The following is an 18,177-nucleotide window of genomic DNA, read 5'->3' as shown; positions in this document are numbered from 1 at the left end:
GTAAAAAAAAGGTCCAAGAAATTTATCACACCGCAAATCAGGTCAATATTTGTCCACATTTTCTCCACTTTTATACGCTAATTTCAGACTCACCCCCCTCCTAATTCACGGTGTGATATGAAATTAACGGAAATTTTTCAAAGGGATCGACAGTCCATTTTGCCCTATGCAATATCTTTGGTACTGCTTTCCGGTGCACTGCAGGCATGTGGTGGAGGCAGCAGCTCTTCATCTGACTCATCAGACACTACAGCGGAAGACAGTAGCAGTGATTCAGATTCCAGTAGCGATGACGGCTCGTCAGATGATAGTGGCAGCTCAGACTCAAGCGCCGACAGCGGGGTTTGGATTTTAAATACTGATGATGAGCGCGCACCCTATACCTATGAAACTAACAGCAATGAACAAGTATTGGTAAATGTTCAAAGCGTTGAATCTGAAACTGTCGACGGTAAAGAATATACTGTTGTTTCTGCAACTGGCATTCCAAATTACACTATCGAAATTACACAAACCGTTCTCGATGCTCTACTGGAACGCCCAAAAGCATCTTCTGATTTTCTAACAGGCAGCCCCTACGTAAGCGTCGGAGATATTGTCAGTTTTGGTCAGGATATTGGTTACCAAAGTAATTCTTCTTGTGGCGCTGAAGCTGGCTATGGCTTTTGGCCGCCTGGGCCCGTTTGCCCTGAAAATGTTTCCCACGTTGGTTATTTTCCTGTTGACCCTGAACCCGCAACTGATAGTTGCGAAACCGGTTTAGGCGTACAAGGTTATTGGGTAAACGGAACCTCTATTTATCAATGGAGTGACGGGATGAGTGTTGATAATACATGGCATACACTCGCCCCCCTCGCTGAAGCCTACGATGTTGATATTTGCGGTGGCCATGCGGCAAACGGCGATTATCATCACCACTTTTACAGTGAATGTCTCGCAGAAATGGTCGGCGATATTGGTGACGACCACTCTCCAATTTATGGCTACACTGCCGATGGCTATGCAATTTACGGCCCCTGGGAAAGTGAAGGTGAATTGGCGGAAAGTAGTTGGGCTATTCGCGATTACGACGATACCTCATCCGAAAGTGGCTGTGGTGTTGCCGGCGAACGCAGCTGTTTATTAGTCGATGAATACGATATTTCCCAAGGTGTAGAAACCACTTCTAATACTGGCCCAACCACCAGCGATTCATATACCTCGGCCTCTGGAAATGAATTTGAAACAACTGCTGGTTTTTTCTATGAAGATTATTATTGGGATGAAGAACTTACGGCCCAAGGTGGAGTCTATTTAGATCAGTACAATGGCCATTCGGATGATGAGCGAGGATACCATTATCACCTTACGGTCACTGTCGATAGCGATGGACAATTAATCCCCGCCTTTCCCTTCACTTTTGGACCGCGTTTTTACGGAAAATTGGACGACCAAACTGTTGTCAGCCGATGCTCAACAACCGTAGGGCGGTAACCAATAAAGATAAATTGAGGTAACCTTCTCGTGAAAATTAACGGGTACTTTCTTGCCGGCTCATTAGTCTGGCTATCTGCAGCCACTGTTGTGGCTCAACCTAATCCCAGCTCGGGGCATAACAACGATCAACGTTCGGTTAGGGAAGTACCTGTTCGTAATAGCAACGGAAGAAACTGGCAAAATAATAATTCGGAAAACACTAGAAATAACAATGCAGATTCCTCCACCAACTCAAACGACGATGTAGCAGAGGAAGAAAACTCAACAGATACTACAGTAGATGATTCATCAGAAACGTCTATCGATGAAACAGAAGATACATCTGGTAATAATGGGGACTCATCTACGGACGTAAACGAAGACAATTCCGACTCCTCAGATAACTCCACCATTTCAGACGACGAGGAAAATTCAACAACAGGCGACTCAGACATTACTTGGATTGTCAATTCAACGGACGAACGTGCGCCCTATATTTACGAAAATAACAGTAATCAGCAGGTACTGGTTAACGTGCAAAGTGTTGAGCCTGTGACCGTTGCCGGAAAAGAATATACCCGTATATCAGCTACCGGTATCCCGGACTATCAAATTGAAATAACACAGGAAATATTAGACGCACTCATTAACCGCCCAAAAGCCTCTTCAGATTTTGTCAGTGGCTACCCTCAGGTGCAGGCAGGTGAGGTTGTTAGCTTTGGCCAGGACATCGGCTATCGCAGTAATTCCAGCTGCGGCTCTGAGGCAGGTTACGGTTTCTGGCCCCCCGGCCCCGTCTGTCCCGAAAACGTTTCCCATGTAGGCTATATTCCTGCTGAACCAGAAGCATCCACAGACAACTGTGAAACTGGGCTTGGCGTACAGGGCTACTGGGTAAATGGGACCTCTATTTACCAGTGGAGTGACGGGCAGTCTGTAAATAATACATGGCACACCCTGGCCCCCATGGCAGAAGTTTATGACGTGGATATCTGTGGTGGCCATGCGGCCAACGGCGATTACCACCATCACTTTTACAGTGACTGTCTAGCTGAAATTGCCGGAGATACCGCAGATGGCCACTCTCCAATTTACGGCTACACTGCCGATGGATACGCAATTTATGGCCCTTGGGAAGACACAGGTGTTCTAGCTAAAAGCAGCTGGGCAGTCCGGGATTACGATGATCCCCGCTCTGATACCGGGTGCGGTGTTGCCGGGCAACGCAGCTGTCTGCTAATAGATGAATATGATATTGATCGCGGTGTTTCCAATACAAATAACACCGGCCCCACTACCAGCGGCAGCTACACTTCTCAATCCGGAAATGAATTTGAAACTCCTGCAGGTTTTTTCTACGAGGATTACTACTGGGATGAAAGCCTTACTGCGCAAGGTCGCGAATACTTGGATCAATTCAATGGGCACACTGACAGCGAAAGAGGTTATCACTACCACCTGACAGTGACGCAAGACAACAATGGCCAATTAGTTCCAGCTTTCCCATTTACCTTCGGCCCGCGCTTTGCCGGCAAACTGGATGACCAAACTATCGTCAATCGGTGCTCAACCACCGTTGGTCGCTAACTCATATTCAAACTTGGGAGTAAGAGTTAAATGAAAATGCACAGGTTCTTTATCGCTGGGTCTTTGGCCTGGATCGTTTCAGCCTCTATGACCGCGTATGCGGCACAGCCAAATCCTCACGCGGGCCACAATGGCGATCAGCATCCAGTGATAGAGATACCTCTGCATGTTGCCGCCCCCAGAATCGAACTGGACATGAGCCGCGACGATATGTCCGGCTATAACCTACATATTGACTACGATCGGTTTGAACTGGAATCTCCTCGCTTTGCCAATGATGATTCTAAGCAGTTTCTAGAGGGGCACGCCCACCTTTACATCAATGGGGAAAAAATCCAACGCCTTTATGGCTCAGATTTACATATTCCCGGAAAATTACTAAAGCCCGGTTTTAACCAAGTCACCGTAACTCTCAACGCACACGACCACAGCACCTGGAGCCGTGGTGGAAAGCGAATACTGGCAACCTTATTTGTGCAACTCGATAAGAAGGAACTAGTACTTCATCGTTTTTCAACATCACCTCTTGGGGGCAACAAACAAATTGCCAAACTTAGTCAACCTAAAAGCTAATTGAAGGCCGGAGGTCTTCTGAAGAAAACGTTCACACTAAAGTAGAAAAATATATTATGAATCGATATTCAACAATTAAACACCTATTAGGTATCCCACAATAAAATACCTATATTTTATTTAATTGATGGAACATCGACTTTAAATCCAAGGCATAAATCAGAAAAAATCAGGAGTTAATAGCGGGTATAAATTCAAACTGGCTGGCCATCCACATTTCGTTCACTTTTGTACGCTAAGTTCGAGGCGCAACCTCTCCTCAAGCCATGGTGTAATATGACAATAATGAAAATTCTAGACCGGACTGGCCAACCGGCATTCTCTTATGCACTAGCGTTAATAATATCTCTCGGAGCACTACAGGGGTGCGATAGCAGTTCGTCCTCTGATGATGACGACTCCTCTGAAACCTCTTCTGATGACTCAGATTCCAGCACTGATACCGGTGTCTGGATCATGAATACCGACGATGAGCGCGCTCCCTACATTTACGAAAATGATAGCAATGAACAAGTTTTGGTAAATGTCCAGAGTGTTGAGACCGAAACTGTAGATGGTAAGGAATATACTGTTGTCTCAGCAACAGGGGTCCCCGACTATGAAATTGAAATTACCCAGAGCATTCTCGACGGACTACTTGAACGTCCATTTGCCTCCTCTGACTTCGAGACAGGCAGCCCCACAGTAAGTGTCGGGGATATTGTCAGTTTTGGACAAGATATTGGCTACACAAACATAGGCACCTGCGACGTTGATGCTGGCTATGGATTTTGGCCCCCAGGGCTTATTTGCCCAGAAAATGTCTCTCATGTTGGATATTTTCCTGTCGAGCCCGAACCCGCCACAGAAGATTGTGCAACCGGACTCGGAGTGCAGGGCTATTGGGTAAATGGCGTCTCTATCTATGACTGGGGAGATGGCCAATCTGTGGATGGTACTTGGCAAACCCTAGCACCAGTCGCGGAGATCTACGATGTTGATATTTGTGGTGGACATGCTGCAAATGGAGATTATCACCACCACTTTTACAGCGACTGCCTTGCCGACCTCGTCGGCGATATAGGCGATGACCACTCCCCAATTTACGGCTATACCGCTGATGGTTACGCAATCTACGGCCCCTGGGAAGGCGAGGGGGAACTCGCAGAAAGCAGCTGGGCAGTGCGCGACTATGACGACCCCACTTCAGAGAGTGGTTGTGGGGTTGCAGGTGAGAGAAGTTGCCTGTTGGTGGATGAATATGACCTTTCTCAGGGGGTTGAAACAACATCCAATACCGGCCCTACGACAAGTGACTCTTATACATCTCTTTCCGGTAATGAATTCACAACAACCGCTGGCTTTTTCTATGAGGACTATTATTGGGATGAAGATCTGACCAATGAAGGTGGAGTTTATTTAGACCAGCATAACGGCCATACAGATGACGAGCGAGGATACCACTACCACCTGACAGTAACTGTCGATGATGACGGCGAGCTGGTTCCCGCTTTCCCCTACACTTTTGGGCCCCGCTTTTATGGCAAGTTAGATGACCAAACCATTATCAGTGAGTGCTCAACACAGTAACTTGATGTGCTGACATTTAAAACTGAGTTGCTTGATTTGGGCAGCAGATATCTCCATGGAGCCGCAAAAAACTCTGCGGCTACCCTCTCTTCCCGAAGATCAATACCTGGCGGGGGAGATGTTTGGAGATAACGGCCCGGTAAACAGATAACACGAGCACCTTGGGGTATTCACAACGACAACTCACGACTAAATATTAAGTGCTGCCCCCAAACCTGGGATTGAGACTATTATGAAAACTCTACAAACCTTAATAGTGGGATCCATTATTTGGGGACTAGCTAACTCCGCCACAGCACAGCAAGATCCACATGCTGGCCATAAAGGCGATCAGCACCCTGTAGTTGAGATCCCCCTACACAATGCCGCACCTCGTATCGAACTGGATATTCGCCGCGATAAAATGTCTGGTTATAACCTTCATATAAACTTTGATCGGTTCGAGCTGGAGTCCCCTCGCTATGCCAATGACACCTCAGAGCAATTTCTAGAAGGCCATGCCCACCTTTATATCAATGGCAAGAAAATACAACGAGTGTATGGTCCAGATTTACATCTACCTGACAAACTGTTTAAACCAGGGTTCAATCAAATCACCGTTACCCTTAATGCCCATGACCACAGCACATGGAGCCGCGGAGGAAAGAGGATTCTTGCAACCCTGTTTATCCAGCTCGACAAGCGTGAGCTTATATTACACCGCTTTTCCACATCACCCATAGGGCAAGGCTCCGGTATTGACCTGCCCAGCCGGTGACAACCAACCGGTACACATGTAAGAGCTATTCTTATTCTTACCTATTTCAGGGCATGGAGGCCCCAACAACAGCTTTGGATTACCAAGCCAATCTCAGCTCACCCCACCTACCCTTATCGGGGGCCAGGTTCATTGGGTGTTAAAAGATTGCTCTGGCATTTGCTGTAAGTGTAGGCTTACTCTCCTGGCTAGTATTTTCCGAATGCCGGCACAGTAAACTACACTCAAGCCCTCTATGAACTCAGGCTATTGGAGTCCCAAGCTATCGGCTATGTCGCTAAATATTCGCTATAAACTCAGTCTCGCTTTCTTATTAACTACTGCAATTACTGTTGGCGGAATGTTCGTATTCTTTCAATGGAGCTTTAATCATGGCTTCATGAACTATATCCAGTCCCAGGAATTGCGCGAAGTGGGCGATCTGGTGGATGAGTTACAGAGTATCTACGCCAGCGAGGGGAGCTGGCAATCCATGGATGGCAATGGCTTGCGCTGGCAACAGCTTCATATGCAAGTTATGCCCAGTTACTTTGGGGATATGTCACCCCCGCCTCACCCACGCCGCCCACCTCCGAGTAGGAGAGGCCCTCACCGGCCACCGGAACCCCCACCTGAACACTCCGGGGGCAAATCACTAAGCGGTCGTCTAACCCTATTAAACAAAGAGAAAAGGCCCCTGATAGGCCGTTTTTCAGGGTCTGAGAATATGGCGATGCAGCCATTGGTCGTAAATGGGGAAACTGTTGGTTACCTAGCTATCAACCCACTACCTGTACTCGATGACGACTTAGCAGTGGGATTTGTGAAAGAGCAATCACAAACCTTCGCTATTATTTCTATTGCCACTTTCATTCTGGCACTGGCAATAGCCCTACCCCTTGCCTGGCAGTTGGTCAGGCCTATTCGCAAGTTAACCGAAGCCACATCTCAACTGACATCGGGCAACTTCAAGATCCGCATTGACATAGAACAGAGGGATGAACTGGGCCAGTTAAGCGCTGACTTTAATCGCCTCGCTGCAACTTTGGAGGCCAATGAACATGCCCGAAACCGTTGGATGGCAGATATTTCACATGAACTGCGCACACCTCTTGCAGTATTAAAAGGGCAGATTGAGGCCATTCAGGATGGTATCAGATCAGCCTCACCAGAGAACATGCGTATACTACATAGCAAAATTCAACAATTGAGTCGCTTAATAGATGACCTCTATGAGTTATCGCTCTCTGACGCAGGCGCTTTGAGTTACTGCAAATCCGACATTTCCCTGGAAAAAACCCTACGAAGCATTATCGAAGACTTTGAAATTCCATTCGAACAGAAAGATATTTGTTTAAGTAGTAACCTCCAACTATCGGAAGACAAGCTTGTTTATGCAGACGAAGCACGCCTCAACCAGTTATTTAGCAATCTGTTAACCAATAGCCTGCGCTATACCGATAGTGGAGGACAACTTAAAATAGCGGCCCGCTGTGAAGCCCGAACAGCCATTATTACTTTGGCCGATTCTGCTCCCGGTGTTGCTAGTGCTGATATACCACACCTGTTCGAGCGTCTGTATAGGGCTGACAGTTCCCGAAGCCGTGAGACTGGCGGTGCGGGTTTGGGATTATCAATTTGCCAGAATATTGTTACAGCCCATGAGGGTAGCATTTCTGCAACTCCGTCCACGCTGGGCGGCCTTGAAATTAGTATTTTTTTACCCCTCAGCCAAAGGATTAAATGGTAGGAAGTTATGAGCGCCAAAATATTAATAGTTGAAGATGAAACCGAGCTTGCGCACTTACTACTGGAGTATCTTCATGCTGCCAACTATCAAGCCGAGATCATTTCCGATGGTAATCAGGTTATTCCCAAAGTGGAATCCATGAAGCCAGATTTAATCCTTCTCGACCTGATGCTACCCGGGAGGCATGGGATGGAAATATGCGAAGAAATTCGCCAAAAAGGCAATGATGTCCCCATTATTATTATGACAGCGCAAATTGAAGAACCCGATCGTTTGCGTGGCCTTGAGTCTGGAGCCGACGACTATGTATGCAAACCCTACAGCCCCAGAGAGCTTGTGGCCCGAGTAAAAGCAGTATTGCGCCGTCGACCGTTAATGGAGCAAACCCAAACAAATGGCATTGACTTAGATAGAAATACCGGACAACTGCGAATTAGCGGCAAAGACGCCAACCTTACTGCGCTGGAATTCCATCTGTTTGACCTGCTTTACAGTGAGCCCGGTCGAATTTTTTCCCGTGAACAAATAATGGATCGCATCTATTCCGATTACCGTGTAATCAGCGATCGAACTATTGATAGCCATATCAAAAAAGTACGCAAGAAAATATCGGTGCTTATGCCCGATAAAGAATTAATACACTCTGTCTACGGTGCTGGATATAAGTTTGAGATAAATTAAAATTAAGACTACCTGGGGGCAAGCAGCCCCCAGGGTTTAACCTTACAAAGCTTCAGTTGCCAATTTTAGCCATTCGGCAGTTTTTTCAGTAACCAATGGGGTAATCACATCCCGCACCCTCTGGTGGTAGCGATTCAGCCATTCCCGCTCGGTCTCAGTAAGTAGTGCCACGTCAATCAAATTACGGTCGATCGGAGCTAACGTAAGTTCTTCAAATTCTAGAAAATCTGGATAATTTTCGCTCTTTTTCACAAACACCAAATTTTCAATACGGATACCGTACTGCCCAGTGAGATAAAACCCCGGTTCATTGGAAACGATCATCCCCGGCTGAAGAGCAACACCTGTTACAGCTTTACCTATCCGCTGTGGACCCTCGTGAACACTTAAGAAGCTACCAACACCGTGACCAGTACCATGGGCATAATCCAGCCCTACTTCCCACAGCGAACGGCGTGCAAGCGCATCAATTTGCTCTCCACAAGTCCCCCTGGGGAATCGCAAAGTCGCAATTGCAATATGTCCCTTTAAAACCCGGGTAAAATTTTCTTTTGCCGAAGGCGGGAACTCACCCAGAGCGACTGTTCGGGTAATATCAGTGGTGCCATCTGGATATTGGCCTCCAGAATCGCACAGATATACCCCTTCTGGCTTCATAGCCAAACTGGATTCAGGGCTCACCCGATAGTGAACAATGGCCCCATTCGGACCATAGCCGGAAATTGTCTCAAAACTGTTGCCCTGAAAGCCTTCGCGAGCCTCCCTTTTACTTCGTAAAAGCTTCACTGCGGACAATTCGTCAAAATGGCCTGTGGCAACCTGTTCAGGTATTTCCGCCAGGAATTCACACACCGCAGCACCATCCCTTTCGTGTGCAGCCTGGCTGCCTGCCAGTTCAATCGCATTCTTACAGGCCTTGGCTTCAGTGACCGGGTCACCTTCCAGCATTAGTTCAATATCCAGTGCCCGCAATTGCTGTAAAGTCCAACTGTTGCTAATCAGGGGATCTATCCATATTTTATTGACGTGGCGGCGCTTAATATTTTCAAATAATTCCCCTTTGGCCACGACTAGACTTACATCTTTATCCAAGTGCTCAATCAACGCATCCCCTACAGCGCCCTCCCCCAAGTAAAGAGTGGCACTGCCATCCCGGTAAAGTACTGCATTAGCCAAGGCCACTGGTAAGTGTGGAATATCCTCTCCACGGATATTAAAAAGCCAAGCACAGCTTTCAGGGTTTGGTAGCCATAAAGCATCGGCTCGTTTTTCTACGAGACGTCGGGCAATCCTCTGCCGTTTCTCTTTGGAATGCTCACCAGTAAAGATGAAGGGGTGTGGGCGCGCAGGCCCACAGGGAGATGCAGGGCGGTCATTCCAGATGGCATCAACGGGGCTCTGCTCCATCGGCTGCAGTTGGATATCCCTTTCAGCCAGTCGCTTCTTGATCAAGGCCAATCCCGGCTCCGTGTGCAGTCGCGGGTCATACCCCAGAGACTGACCGGCATCCAGCTGACTACACAGCCACTCAATGATCGCGACTTGACTGAGGCTCATTAACTCAATGGGTTGATCACCAAGTTGTTGCTGCGCCTGCAAGGTATAGCGACCATCAACAAACAATGCCGCTTCTCGACTGCCTACCGCAGCCATTCCTGCGGAACCAGTGAAACCTGTCAGCCAGGGCAGTCGCTCATCTGCCGCAGGAACACTTTCATTTTGGTACTCATCAGCCCGGGGTACCAAGAAAGCATCGACACCCTGCCGCTGCAACTCTTCCCGCAATGCCTGTAAACGCTCCCGGCTCATAACCTCTCCCCTTCAATAACTGAGTTTGCCACTGCACCGCTAAAAGCCCCTCGATGACTGTTGGCCACAACAGAGTACAGTGTTAATCCAAATGGATTTGAGCAAATTGTCCAGGTGTGCCAGTCCCGCTGGCAACTCAGCCCATTGACATGACCCCATTCGCCGAGCTGGTAAACTGACAAGTCTAATTTCGCAGTATACCCCACCCTCGGAGCAACGCCTGCGTGTATAATACGCCCCTATTTTTTTCGAATATCCAGTGATCGAATCTAAAGTATGGGTCAAAGTTCTTCCCTGGCAGGCTTTGCCGGCCGCCGCACCTTCGCCATTATTTCCCACCCGGACGCCGGTAAAACAACCGTGACCGAAAAGCTTCTTTTGTTCGGGAATGCAATCCAGCAAGCGGGCTCCGTTAAGGGGAAAAAAGGCCCCCACGCACGCTCTGATTGGATGACGATGGAACAGGAGCGCGGTATTTCTGTTACCTCTTCCGTTATGCAGTTCCCCTACAAAGAGAGGACTGTAAACCTACTGGATACACCGGGGCACGAAGACTTCTCTGAAGATACCTACCGGGTACTCACAGCCGTCGACTCCGCACTGATGGTGATTGACGGGGCCAAAGGTGTGGAAGACCGCACCATCAAGTTGATGAATGTGTGCCGCTTGCGAACAACACCGATTCTCTCATTTATCAACAAACTCGACCGGGATATTCGCGACCCGATCGAGGTAATGGATGAGATTGAAGAAGTTCTCAATATCCAGGCTGCCCCTATCAATTGGCCTCTGAGTTCAGGAAAAGGTTTCAAGGGGGTCTATAACCTATACACCGATACCATCCATGTATTCTCCCAAGGTCAGGGCCACAGAATTCCCGATGATATTCAAATTAAGGGTCTGGACTCCGCTGAGGCTGACGCACTACTTGGCGAGTACGCCGAGGATATTCGGGAAGAGATTGAATTGGTTCGTGGAGCCACTCATGAGTTTGACCTGGAAGCTTATCTTGCCGGTGAACTGACCCCGGTATTTTTCGGTACGGCCTTGGGTAATTTTGGCGTAAGGGAAATGCTCGATGGTTTCGTTGAGTGGGCGCCCCCCCCTCAATCCCGGGAAACCAAAGAGAGGAGAGTAGAGCCCAGCGAAGATAAGTTCTCCGGCTTTGTTTTTAAAATCCAAGCAAATATGGACCCCAAACACCGCGATAGAATTGCCTTTATGCGTGTCTGCTCCGGCACCTACAATCGCGGTATGAAAATGAAGCATGTGCGCATTGGCAAGGATGTAAAAATTGCCGATGCGGTGACATTTATGGCTGGCGACCGAACCCACGTAGAAGAGGCCATTGCCGGCGATATTATTGGTTTGCACAACCACGGTACTATCCAGATCGGCGATACCTTTACCGAAGGCGAAGCACTGAAATTTACCGGCATTCCCAATTTCGCCCCGGAGCTGTTCCGTCGCATACGCTTAAAAGACCCTCTCAAATTAAAGCAATTACAGAAAGGACTTCAACAGCTTTCTGAAGAGGGGTCCACCCAGGTATTTTTCCCACTGGATAACAACGACATTATCGTGGGCGCAGTTGGTGTACTACAGTTCGAAGTAGTCGCCTACCGGTTGAAAGACGAATACAAAGTTGAAGCCATCTACGAAAACGTCAACGTGAATACTGCGCGCTGGGTAGATAGTGAAAGTGCCAAAGAACTAGAGAATTTCAAGCGCAAAGCCAGTACCAACCTAGCACTCGATGGCAGCGGACACCTGACCTACCTGGCACCGACGCGTGTTAATTTACAATTGGCTGAAGAGCGCTATCCGGAAGTTCGCTTTTATGCCACGCGGGAACACTAAAGCAGCAAGGCTAAATACCTTTGCTAAAACCTTAGTGTGACAGCAGTAAAAAGAGGCAAATAATGAGTCAGTTTGTAGAAATACCTACTGAAGTACCCAATGAAGTACCTCAGCTGGGCAATCGCATCACCAAAGCTATTGGCAAGTTGATAATCAAGATGCTCGGCTGGCGAATGGATGGGGAAATCCCTCCAGAAAGGAAAGTCATGGTGGCTTTGGCTCCCCACACATCCAATTGGGATTTTGTGGTTGCCATGCCATTTATTATGGCCTTGGGTATTAAAATTTCCTGGCTCATGAAGAAGGAAGCTTTTTTCTTCCCATTTAAACGGCTATTTATGTGGCTTGGAGGTGTTCCTACCGATAGGCGCGCCGCAGGTAATATCGCTCTACAAGTTGCATCGAGTTACCGGGAAAATGAAAAAATGTGGGTGGGGATTACTCCCGAGGGAACTCGCAAAAAAGTAGGGCGCTGGAAGAGCGGTTTTTTAAGGATTTCCTATACTGCCCAAGTGCCTATTTTGCTTGTTGCCTGGGACTTCCCCAATAAGCGTATTTGCATTGACTCCCTGTACCAGCCCAGCGGCAATCTGGAACAGGACATGGCAGAGATCCAAAAGCGCTTTAGCAAGTATCAGGGGTACTACCACGATGATGAAAGTACTCTTGAAAAGGGGTAACCAGTCCACTCGTGATACAGTTAAGTAGTGAGCTTTCTACTTATACCTACCTGATACTGACAGTAATCGCCTTTACCGCAGGCTTTGTCAGTGCGATCGCCGGGGGAGGGGGAATAATCACCCTCCCCGCTTTACTCTGGGCCGGCATTCCCCCACTCGATGCTCTCGGTACCAATAAGTTTCAAAGCGTCTTTGGCACCCTATCATCCACCATTAACTTCCTGCAAAAAGGCCAGTTGAATTTACGCCCCCTCTGGCCAGGACTACTTGCTGCAATTATCGGTTCCTGCCTAGGCACCTTAACAGTCGCTTCACTTGGGGAGGCTGGCCTCAATACCTTACTTCCCATCCTGCTCATTGCTATTGCCCTCTACTTTATTCTGTCCCCCCGCATTTCCGACATTGATTCAAAACCCAGAATCAGTAACGTTACTTTTAATCTAGTTGTTGGCGGTGGGCTCGGCTTTTACGGGGGCTTCTTTGGCCCTGGGATGGGGTCTATCTGTGCAGCCGCCTTCGCAGCGCTACTCGGCTACAATATGCGTGCGGCTACGGCATCAACAAAACCTATTGTGCTCGCTACCAATGTGACCTCTATGCTAATTTTTATCGCTGGAGGCCATATTTTTCTATTGCTCGCTATCGCTATGTCTTTTGCCCAGGTTGTAGGAGCTCGTCTCGGCTCCAACCTCGTGATTGCAAGAGGTGCCAGTATTATCAAACCGGTAATCATTATTGCCACCATTGCTGTGGCAATAAAACTATTAGTGGAGGATTGATATCGTGACCTGGCTGGCAACGCTTATTCTTTCTTTCATTGCCTTTGTTATTGTGGTTTGGGTTCTTATGCACCTGCGCAGACCCAGATTTCGAATGGACCGAGGCAGTTTTGTTAAGGGCCTTGAAGATGTAATCACCGGGCAAGCCAGCGATACTGAATGGCGAGCACTCCTCGCCTGCCCAATGCGACACGACCCAAAGCTTGAAGAGATGCGACAACGTTGCCTCAATATTGAAGACAGCGAATATACTGGCGAACCGCCCTACTTATTTACAGAAAAAGGCCTGCGTAAGTTACGTGAAATTCGCGAGCAACTGATCGCGGCTTCATCAAATAACGAGCCAAAAGCTTAAGACTGAAGAGTATTAACAAAGGATAGACCGATGTTGAAACCACTGCTTTCCCTTACCGGGGGACTGATCACTACCATGGCACTGGGAATAGCCCAGGCAGCCCCTCTGTCACAGGAAGATGTATCTGTGGCGGAAGTATTACGTGACCGGGCACTGGAAAGCTCCGACGCCTACAGTATTGTAGAGTCTTTGACCGTCGAGGTTGGACCACGACGGACAGGCACTGAGGGCGATAAAAGAGCCGTTGCCTGGGCACAAGACAAAATGAAGGCATTTGGCTTTGATCGCGTCTATACCGAGCAAATTGAGGTACCCCGCTGGATACGTGGCCATGCTCACGCCGAAGTCATATCCCCTTTCCCCCAGCCACTAGTAGTCTCCTCCCTCGGCTATGGCGCCGCCACTCCTGAAGGAGGGTTAACAGCTGAAATTATCGAGTTTCCCGATGTGCAGGCCCTGTTGAAGGCCCCGGCCAGCCAAGTGAAAGGTAAAATCGCTTTTATCAATAAGCGTATGGAGAGAGCGCGCACGGGAGAAGGCTACGGCCCTGCGGCGCAAGGCCGCAAGTTGGGAATGCGCGCTGCCGCTGAAAAAGGGGCTGCTGCCATGCTGTTGCGCTCCGTAGGAACCGACTCAGACCGATTTGCTCACACCGGTATGATGTCGGTTGATGATGTGGAAAACCCAGTCCCTGCACTCGCACTTTCCGCTCCTGATGCAAACCTGCTCGAGGCTATGCTCCAACGCGGCAAGCCAGTCCAGGTAAAACTTGATGTTGAAACTGAGCGACTGAGTGACGGCCCTTCTTTTAATGTCATCGGTGAGATTACTGGCCGTGAGCAACCTGAAGAAGTCATGATTATCGGTGCGCACCTGGATTCCTGGGATGAAGGCACCGGAGCCTTGGACGACGGAGCTGGGGTTGCCATTGTTATGGAAACTGCACGTCTAATTGCTGAGCTGCCACAGCGCCCCCGTCGTACCTTGCGAGTCGTGCTGTTTGGTGCAGAGGAAATCGGATTGGTAGGTGCTAAGCAGTATGTTGAGGCACACGTAAAAGAACTGGACAATATTATTGCCGTCTCCGAATCAGACTTTGGAGCAGGGAAAGTCTGGCGTTTCGATACCCGTCTCCCTGAGAGCAAATTTGATATTGCAGATCAAATGATGCAACTCCTCGCCCCCCTGGGTATTGAGCGCGGAAATAATGAATCTTACGGTGGCCCAGACAGCAGTGTGTTTGTTGCGCGCGGTGTGCCAGCCTTTGGTCTATACCAGGACGGTACCGACTACTTCGATTATCACCACACACCCAACGATACCCTGGATAAAGTCGACCCTGAGAATCTTCGCCAGAATGTAGCGGCCTGGGTTGTAATGTCTTTCCTGACCACCGAGATGGAAGGAGACCTGGGACGAGTACCTACTGCCTCTGAATAAATAAGAGATACAGACGACATTTTTAAAGCCCCACTTTGTGGGGCTTTTTTATCCCCAAACTTTTCTTCTCTCACATACTGGCGTACCAATCAGCCGCAGTAATCCACAGATTTATCGCTCATAACACTGTTAATAACTGATGTCCGTTTTATGGCGTCTTTGTTACCAACAGAAACCATGGATAGAGCTGTGTATAACTCCGGGATATCCCCGGCCAGCCCCGTGGTTGCTTGGCTGCACTCAAGGCGGGTAAAAAAGCAGCACTTTTTGCGCGGATTTCCACAGCCAGGTGTTACTAACAGAAAGTCTGGATAGAGTTGTGCATAACTTTAATAAACGGGCTACAGGCCCCGTGGTTACAGGGTATTACTGCAGAGACTAAAAAATCACCGATATTTTTACCGGCTAAATTTAATTTTTGGCGGGAGTGGCATGGGTACTTTTCTGGTTTTTACGCGAGTTATTTTTGTTGGATTATTTTTTGAGTGAACGCAAAGGCGTTTGCTACGGAGGTCGGTAAAGACCTATTTTTATAGGCTTTTTAGGAGAGCGTCTGTTTAAGGTGCTCAGGTAGTTTTAGGTTTTTCTTTTTTTTAATTACTGACTGATTTTTTAAATAGAAAGTTGAGCATTAAAGTTTTTCAGAATTACTTTTATTTTTTCTATTTAATTTTTGCCAAGTACTTTCTGCTCTCTCTTCCCTTTCTTAGTTTTTTTATTTTTGTTTTTTTAAAATATTTTTTCAGCCATAAAAAAAGGGCCACCCTGTTGGGTGGCCCTTTTCGGATTAGAAGCCTGACGATGACCTACTCTCACATGGGGAAGCCCCACACTACCATCGGCGATGTTGCGTTTCACTTCTGAGTTCGGCAAGGGATCAGGTGGTTCCACAACTCTATTGTCGTCAGGCAAACTGGCTTGGGTTGGCGTTGGTCTTATAAGCAAAGTGCTTGGCCTGCCGCGTTATCGCTGTTTGCCTCGGTCATATTATTGACCGGCGATAACCCCAAATAAGTCGGTAAAATAATCTGTAGTAATACACCGCAAGCGATCATTGTGTGTCTTTCATTCCACAATCCGCTAGCTTAGCTAGTCGTTAGTAACCATCTCTGTTGTATGGTCAAGCCGCACGGGCAATTAGTACTGGTTAGCTCAACGCCTCACAACGCTTCCACACCCAGCCTATCAACGTGGTAGTCTTCCACGGCCCTTCAGGAGGCTCAAGGCCTCAGGGAGATCTTATCTTGAAGGAGGCTTCCCGCTTAGATGCTTTCAGCGGTTATCCCGTCCGAACATAGCTACCCGGCAATGCCACTGGCGTGACAACCGGAACACCAGAGGTTCGTTCACTCCGGTCCTCTCGTACTAGGAGCAACTCTTCTCAAATCTCCAACGCCCACGGCAGATAGGGACCGAACTGTCTCACGACGTTCTAAACCCAGCTCGCGTACCACTTTAAATGGCGAACAGCCATACCCTTGGGACCGGCTTCAGCCCCAGGATGTGATGAGCCGACATCGAGGTGCCAAACACCGCCGTCGATGTGAACTCTTGGGCGGTATCAGCCTGTTATCCCCGGAGTACCTTTTATCCGTTGAGCGATGGCCCTTCCATACAGAACCACCGGATCACTATGACCTACTTTCGTACCTGCTCGACATGTCTGTCTCGCAGTCAAGCGCACTTATACCATTATGCTCATTGCATGATTTCCGACCATGCTGAGTGCACCTTCGTACTCCTCCGTTACTCTTTGGGAGGAGACCGCCCCAGTCAAACTACCCACCATACACTGTCCTCGATCCGGATAACGGACCAGAGTTAGAACCTCAAACATACCAGGGTGGTATTTCAAGGACGGCTCCACAACAACTAGCGTCATTGCTTCAAAGCCTCCCACCTATCCTACACAAATAGGCTCAAAGTTCAGTGCAAAGCTGTAGTAAAGGTTCACGGGGTCTTTCCGTCTAGCCGCGGGTACACTGCATCTTAACAGCGATTTCAATTTCACTGAGTCTCTGGTGGAGACAGCGTGGCCATCGTTACGCCATTCGTGCAGGTCGGAACTTACCCGACAAGGAATTTCGCTACCTTAGGACCGTTATAGTTACGGCCGCCGTTTACCGGGGCTTCGATCAAGAGCTTCGCCGAAGCTAACCCCATCAATTAACCTTCCGGCACCGGGCAGGCGTCACACCGTATACGTCCTCTTACGAGTTTGCACAGTGCTATGTTTTTAATAAACAGTCGCAGCCACCTGGTCACTTCGACCGGCCTCAGCTTAGGGAGCAAGTCCCATCACCAAAACCGGCGTACCTTCTCCCGAAGTTACGGTACCATTTTGCCTAGTTCCTTCACCAGAGTTCTCTCAAGCGCCTTGGTATTCTCTACCTGACCACCTGTGTCGGTTTAGAGTACGATTCACTATTACCTGAAGCTTAGAAGTTTTTCCTGGAAGCAGGGCATCAACCACTTCACCCACTAAGTGGGCTTCGTCATCAGTTCTCAGCCTTAGGGACCCGGATTTGCCTAAGTCCCCAGCCTACAACCTTAAACATGGACAACCAATCGCCATGCCGGCCTAGCCTTCTCCGTCACTCCGTCGCAGTAATAGCGAGTACAGGAATATTAACCTGTTTCCCATCGACTACGGCTTTCGCCCTCGCCTTAGGGGTCGACTAACCCTGTCCCGATTAGCGTTGGACAGGAACCCTTGGTCTTCCGGCGGGGAGGTTTTTCACCTCCCTTATCGTTACTCATGTCAGCATTCGCACTTGTGATACCTCCAGCAGACCTCCCGATCCACCTTCAACGGCTTACACAACGCTCCTCTACCATGCTCCTAAGAGCATCCGCAGCTTCGGTTATCAGTTTGAGCCCCGGTATATCTTCCGCGCAGGCCG

Annotated in this window: 13 protein-coding genes and 2 rRNA genes (1 of these 15 only partly in view); 12 read left to right on the top strand and 3 right to left on the bottom strand. The window is 48.6% G+C overall.

From position 1 onward, the window contains the following. The first annotated feature begins 117 nt into the window (after window positions 1-117). The 7 genes from ACJJIE_RS20070 (at window position 118) to ACJJIE_RS20040 (ending at window position 8,351) form a co-directional block, all read left to right on the top strand. Entirely contained in the window at window positions 118-1,473 is a 1,356-nt protein-coding gene (locus ACJJIE_RS20070) for a YHYH protein (protein WP_282934325.1), read from the top strand. A 30-nt stretch (window positions 1,474-1,503) separates the two neighbouring features. After that, complete coding sequence (locus ACJJIE_RS20065; protein WP_444892759.1) at window positions 1,504-3,042, top strand: YHYH protein; 1,539 nt, start codon at window positions 1,504-1,506, stop codon at window positions 3,040-3,042. Window positions 3,043-3,072: 30 nt separating this feature from the next. After that, window positions 3,073-3,615: a hypothetical protein gene (locus tag ACJJIE_RS20060; RefSeq protein WP_444892758.1), complete on the top strand. Its 543-nt coding sequence runs from the start codon at window positions 3,073-3,075 to the stop codon at window positions 3,613-3,615. 285 nt (window positions 3,616-3,900) lie between these two features. Continuing rightward, window positions 3,901-5,184, top strand: coding sequence for a YHYH protein (locus tag ACJJIE_RS20055; protein WP_444892757.1), 1,284 nt, complete (start codon window positions 3,901-3,903; stop codon window positions 5,182-5,184). 232 nt (window positions 5,185-5,416) lie between these two features. Next, on the top strand, window positions 5,417-5,941 hold the full coding sequence (locus ACJJIE_RS20050) for a hypothetical protein (RefSeq protein ID WP_444892756.1): 525 nt from the start codon (window positions 5,417-5,419) through the stop codon (window positions 5,939-5,941). Window positions 5,942-6,212: 271 nt separating this feature from the next. Then, window positions 6,213-7,670, top strand: coding sequence for an ATP-binding protein (locus ACJJIE_RS20045; protein WP_282934330.1), 1,458 nt, complete (start codon window positions 6,213-6,215; stop codon window positions 7,668-7,670). A gap of 6 nt (window positions 7,671-7,676) precedes the next feature. Then, window positions 7,677-8,351: a response regulator gene (locus ACJJIE_RS20040; protein WP_444892755.1), complete on the top strand. Its 675-nt coding sequence runs from the start codon at window positions 7,677-7,679 to the stop codon at window positions 8,349-8,351. A gap of 42 nt (window positions 8,352-8,393) precedes the next feature. Here ACJJIE_RS20040 and ACJJIE_RS20035 read toward each other — a convergent pair whose 3' ends face one another. After that, window positions 8,394-10,160 (bottom strand): aminopeptidase P family protein, encoded by a 1,767-nt coding sequence (locus tag ACJJIE_RS20035; protein ID WP_444892754.1) that lies wholly within the window; start codon window positions 10,158-10,160, stop codon window positions 8,394-8,396. 276 nt (window positions 10,161-10,436) lie between these two features. On the opposite strand from ACJJIE_RS20035, the gene ACJJIE_RS20030 reads away from it, so the two are divergent. From ACJJIE_RS20030 to ACJJIE_RS20010, 5 genes are all read left to right on the top strand, one after another. Beyond that, window positions 10,437-12,020: a peptide chain release factor 3 gene (locus ACJJIE_RS20030; RefSeq protein WP_444892753.1), complete on the top strand. Its 1,584-nt coding sequence runs from the start codon at window positions 10,437-10,439 to the stop codon at window positions 12,018-12,020. Window positions 12,021-12,082: 62 nt separating this feature from the next. After that, window positions 12,083-12,700 carry a lysophospholipid acyltransferase family protein gene (locus ACJJIE_RS20025; protein WP_282934334.1) on the top strand — a complete coding sequence of 206 codons (618 nt, stop codon included), beginning with the start codon at window positions 12,083-12,085 and terminating at the stop codon, window positions 12,698-12,700. Window positions 12,701-12,711: 11 nt separating this feature from the next. Continuing rightward, entirely contained in the window at window positions 12,712-13,479 is a 768-nt protein-coding gene (locus ACJJIE_RS20020) for a TSUP family transporter (RefSeq protein ID WP_444892752.1), read from the top strand. A gap of 4 nt (window positions 13,480-13,483) precedes the next feature. Then, window positions 13,484-13,834 (top strand): hypothetical protein, encoded by a 351-nt coding sequence (locus ACJJIE_RS20015; RefSeq protein ID WP_282934336.1) that lies wholly within the window; start codon window positions 13,484-13,486, stop codon window positions 13,832-13,834. A gap of 30 nt (window positions 13,835-13,864) precedes the next feature. Next, window positions 13,865-15,274: a M20/M25/M40 family metallo-hydrolase gene (locus ACJJIE_RS20010; protein WP_444892751.1), complete on the top strand. Its 1,410-nt coding sequence runs from the start codon at window positions 13,865-13,867 to the stop codon at window positions 15,272-15,274. 793 nt (window positions 15,275-16,067) lie between these two features. Here ACJJIE_RS20010 and rrf read toward each other — a convergent pair. Continuing rightward, window positions 16,068-16,183 (bottom strand): 5S ribosomal RNA (rrf, locus tag ACJJIE_RS20005). A 207-nt stretch (window positions 16,184-16,390) separates the two neighbouring features. Continuing rightward, a 23S ribosomal RNA gene (locus ACJJIE_RS20000) occupies window positions 16,391-18,177 on the bottom strand (it continues 1,095 nt past the right edge of the window).

The sequence above is a fragment of the Microbulbifer maximicatervae (SeqCode) genome, assembly GCF_052467325.1.
Note: the sequence above shows the minus strand (reverse complement) of the source record. Positions and strands in the feature narration are given on the sequence as shown.

What these genes read in the sequence shown, in the direction of transcription:
- ACJJIE_RS20070 (WP_282934325.1), top strand. Translation starts at nt 118, where the DNA reads ATGAAATTAACGGAAATTTTTCAAAGGGATCGACAGTCCATTTTGCCC.
- ACJJIE_RS20060 (WP_444892758.1), top strand. Translation starts at nt 3,073, where the DNA reads ATGAAAATGCACAGGTTCTTTATCGCTGGGTCTTTGGCCTGGATCGTT.
- ACJJIE_RS20055 (WP_444892757.1), top strand. Translation starts at nt 3,901, where the DNA reads ATGAAAATTCTAGACCGGACTGGCCAACCGGCATTCTCTTATGCACTA.
- ACJJIE_RS20050 (WP_444892756.1), top strand. Translation starts at nt 5,417, where the DNA reads ATGAAAACTCTACAAACCTTAATAGTGGGATCCATTATTTGGGGACTA.
- ACJJIE_RS20045 (WP_282934330.1), top strand. Translation starts at nt 6,213, where the DNA reads ATGTCGCTAAATATTCGCTATAAACTCAGTCTCGCTTTCTTATTAACT.
- ACJJIE_RS20040 (WP_444892755.1), top strand. Translation starts at nt 7,677, where the DNA reads ATGAGCGCCAAAATATTAATAGTTGAAGATGAAACCGAGCTTGCGCAC.
- ACJJIE_RS20035 (WP_444892754.1), bottom strand. Translation starts at nt 10,160, where the DNA reads ATGAGCCGGGAGCGTTTACAGGCATTGCGGGAAGAGTTGCAGCGGCAG.
- ACJJIE_RS20030 (WP_444892753.1), top strand. Translation starts at nt 10,437, where the DNA reads ATGGGTCAAAGTTCTTCCCTGGCAGGCTTTGCCGGCCGCCGCACCTTC.
- ACJJIE_RS20025 (WP_282934334.1), top strand. Translation starts at nt 12,083, where the DNA reads ATGAGTCAGTTTGTAGAAATACCTACTGAAGTACCCAATGAAGTACCT.
- ACJJIE_RS20010 (WP_444892751.1), top strand. Translation starts at nt 13,865, where the DNA reads ATGTTGAAACCACTGCTTTCCCTTACCGGGGGACTGATCACTACCATG.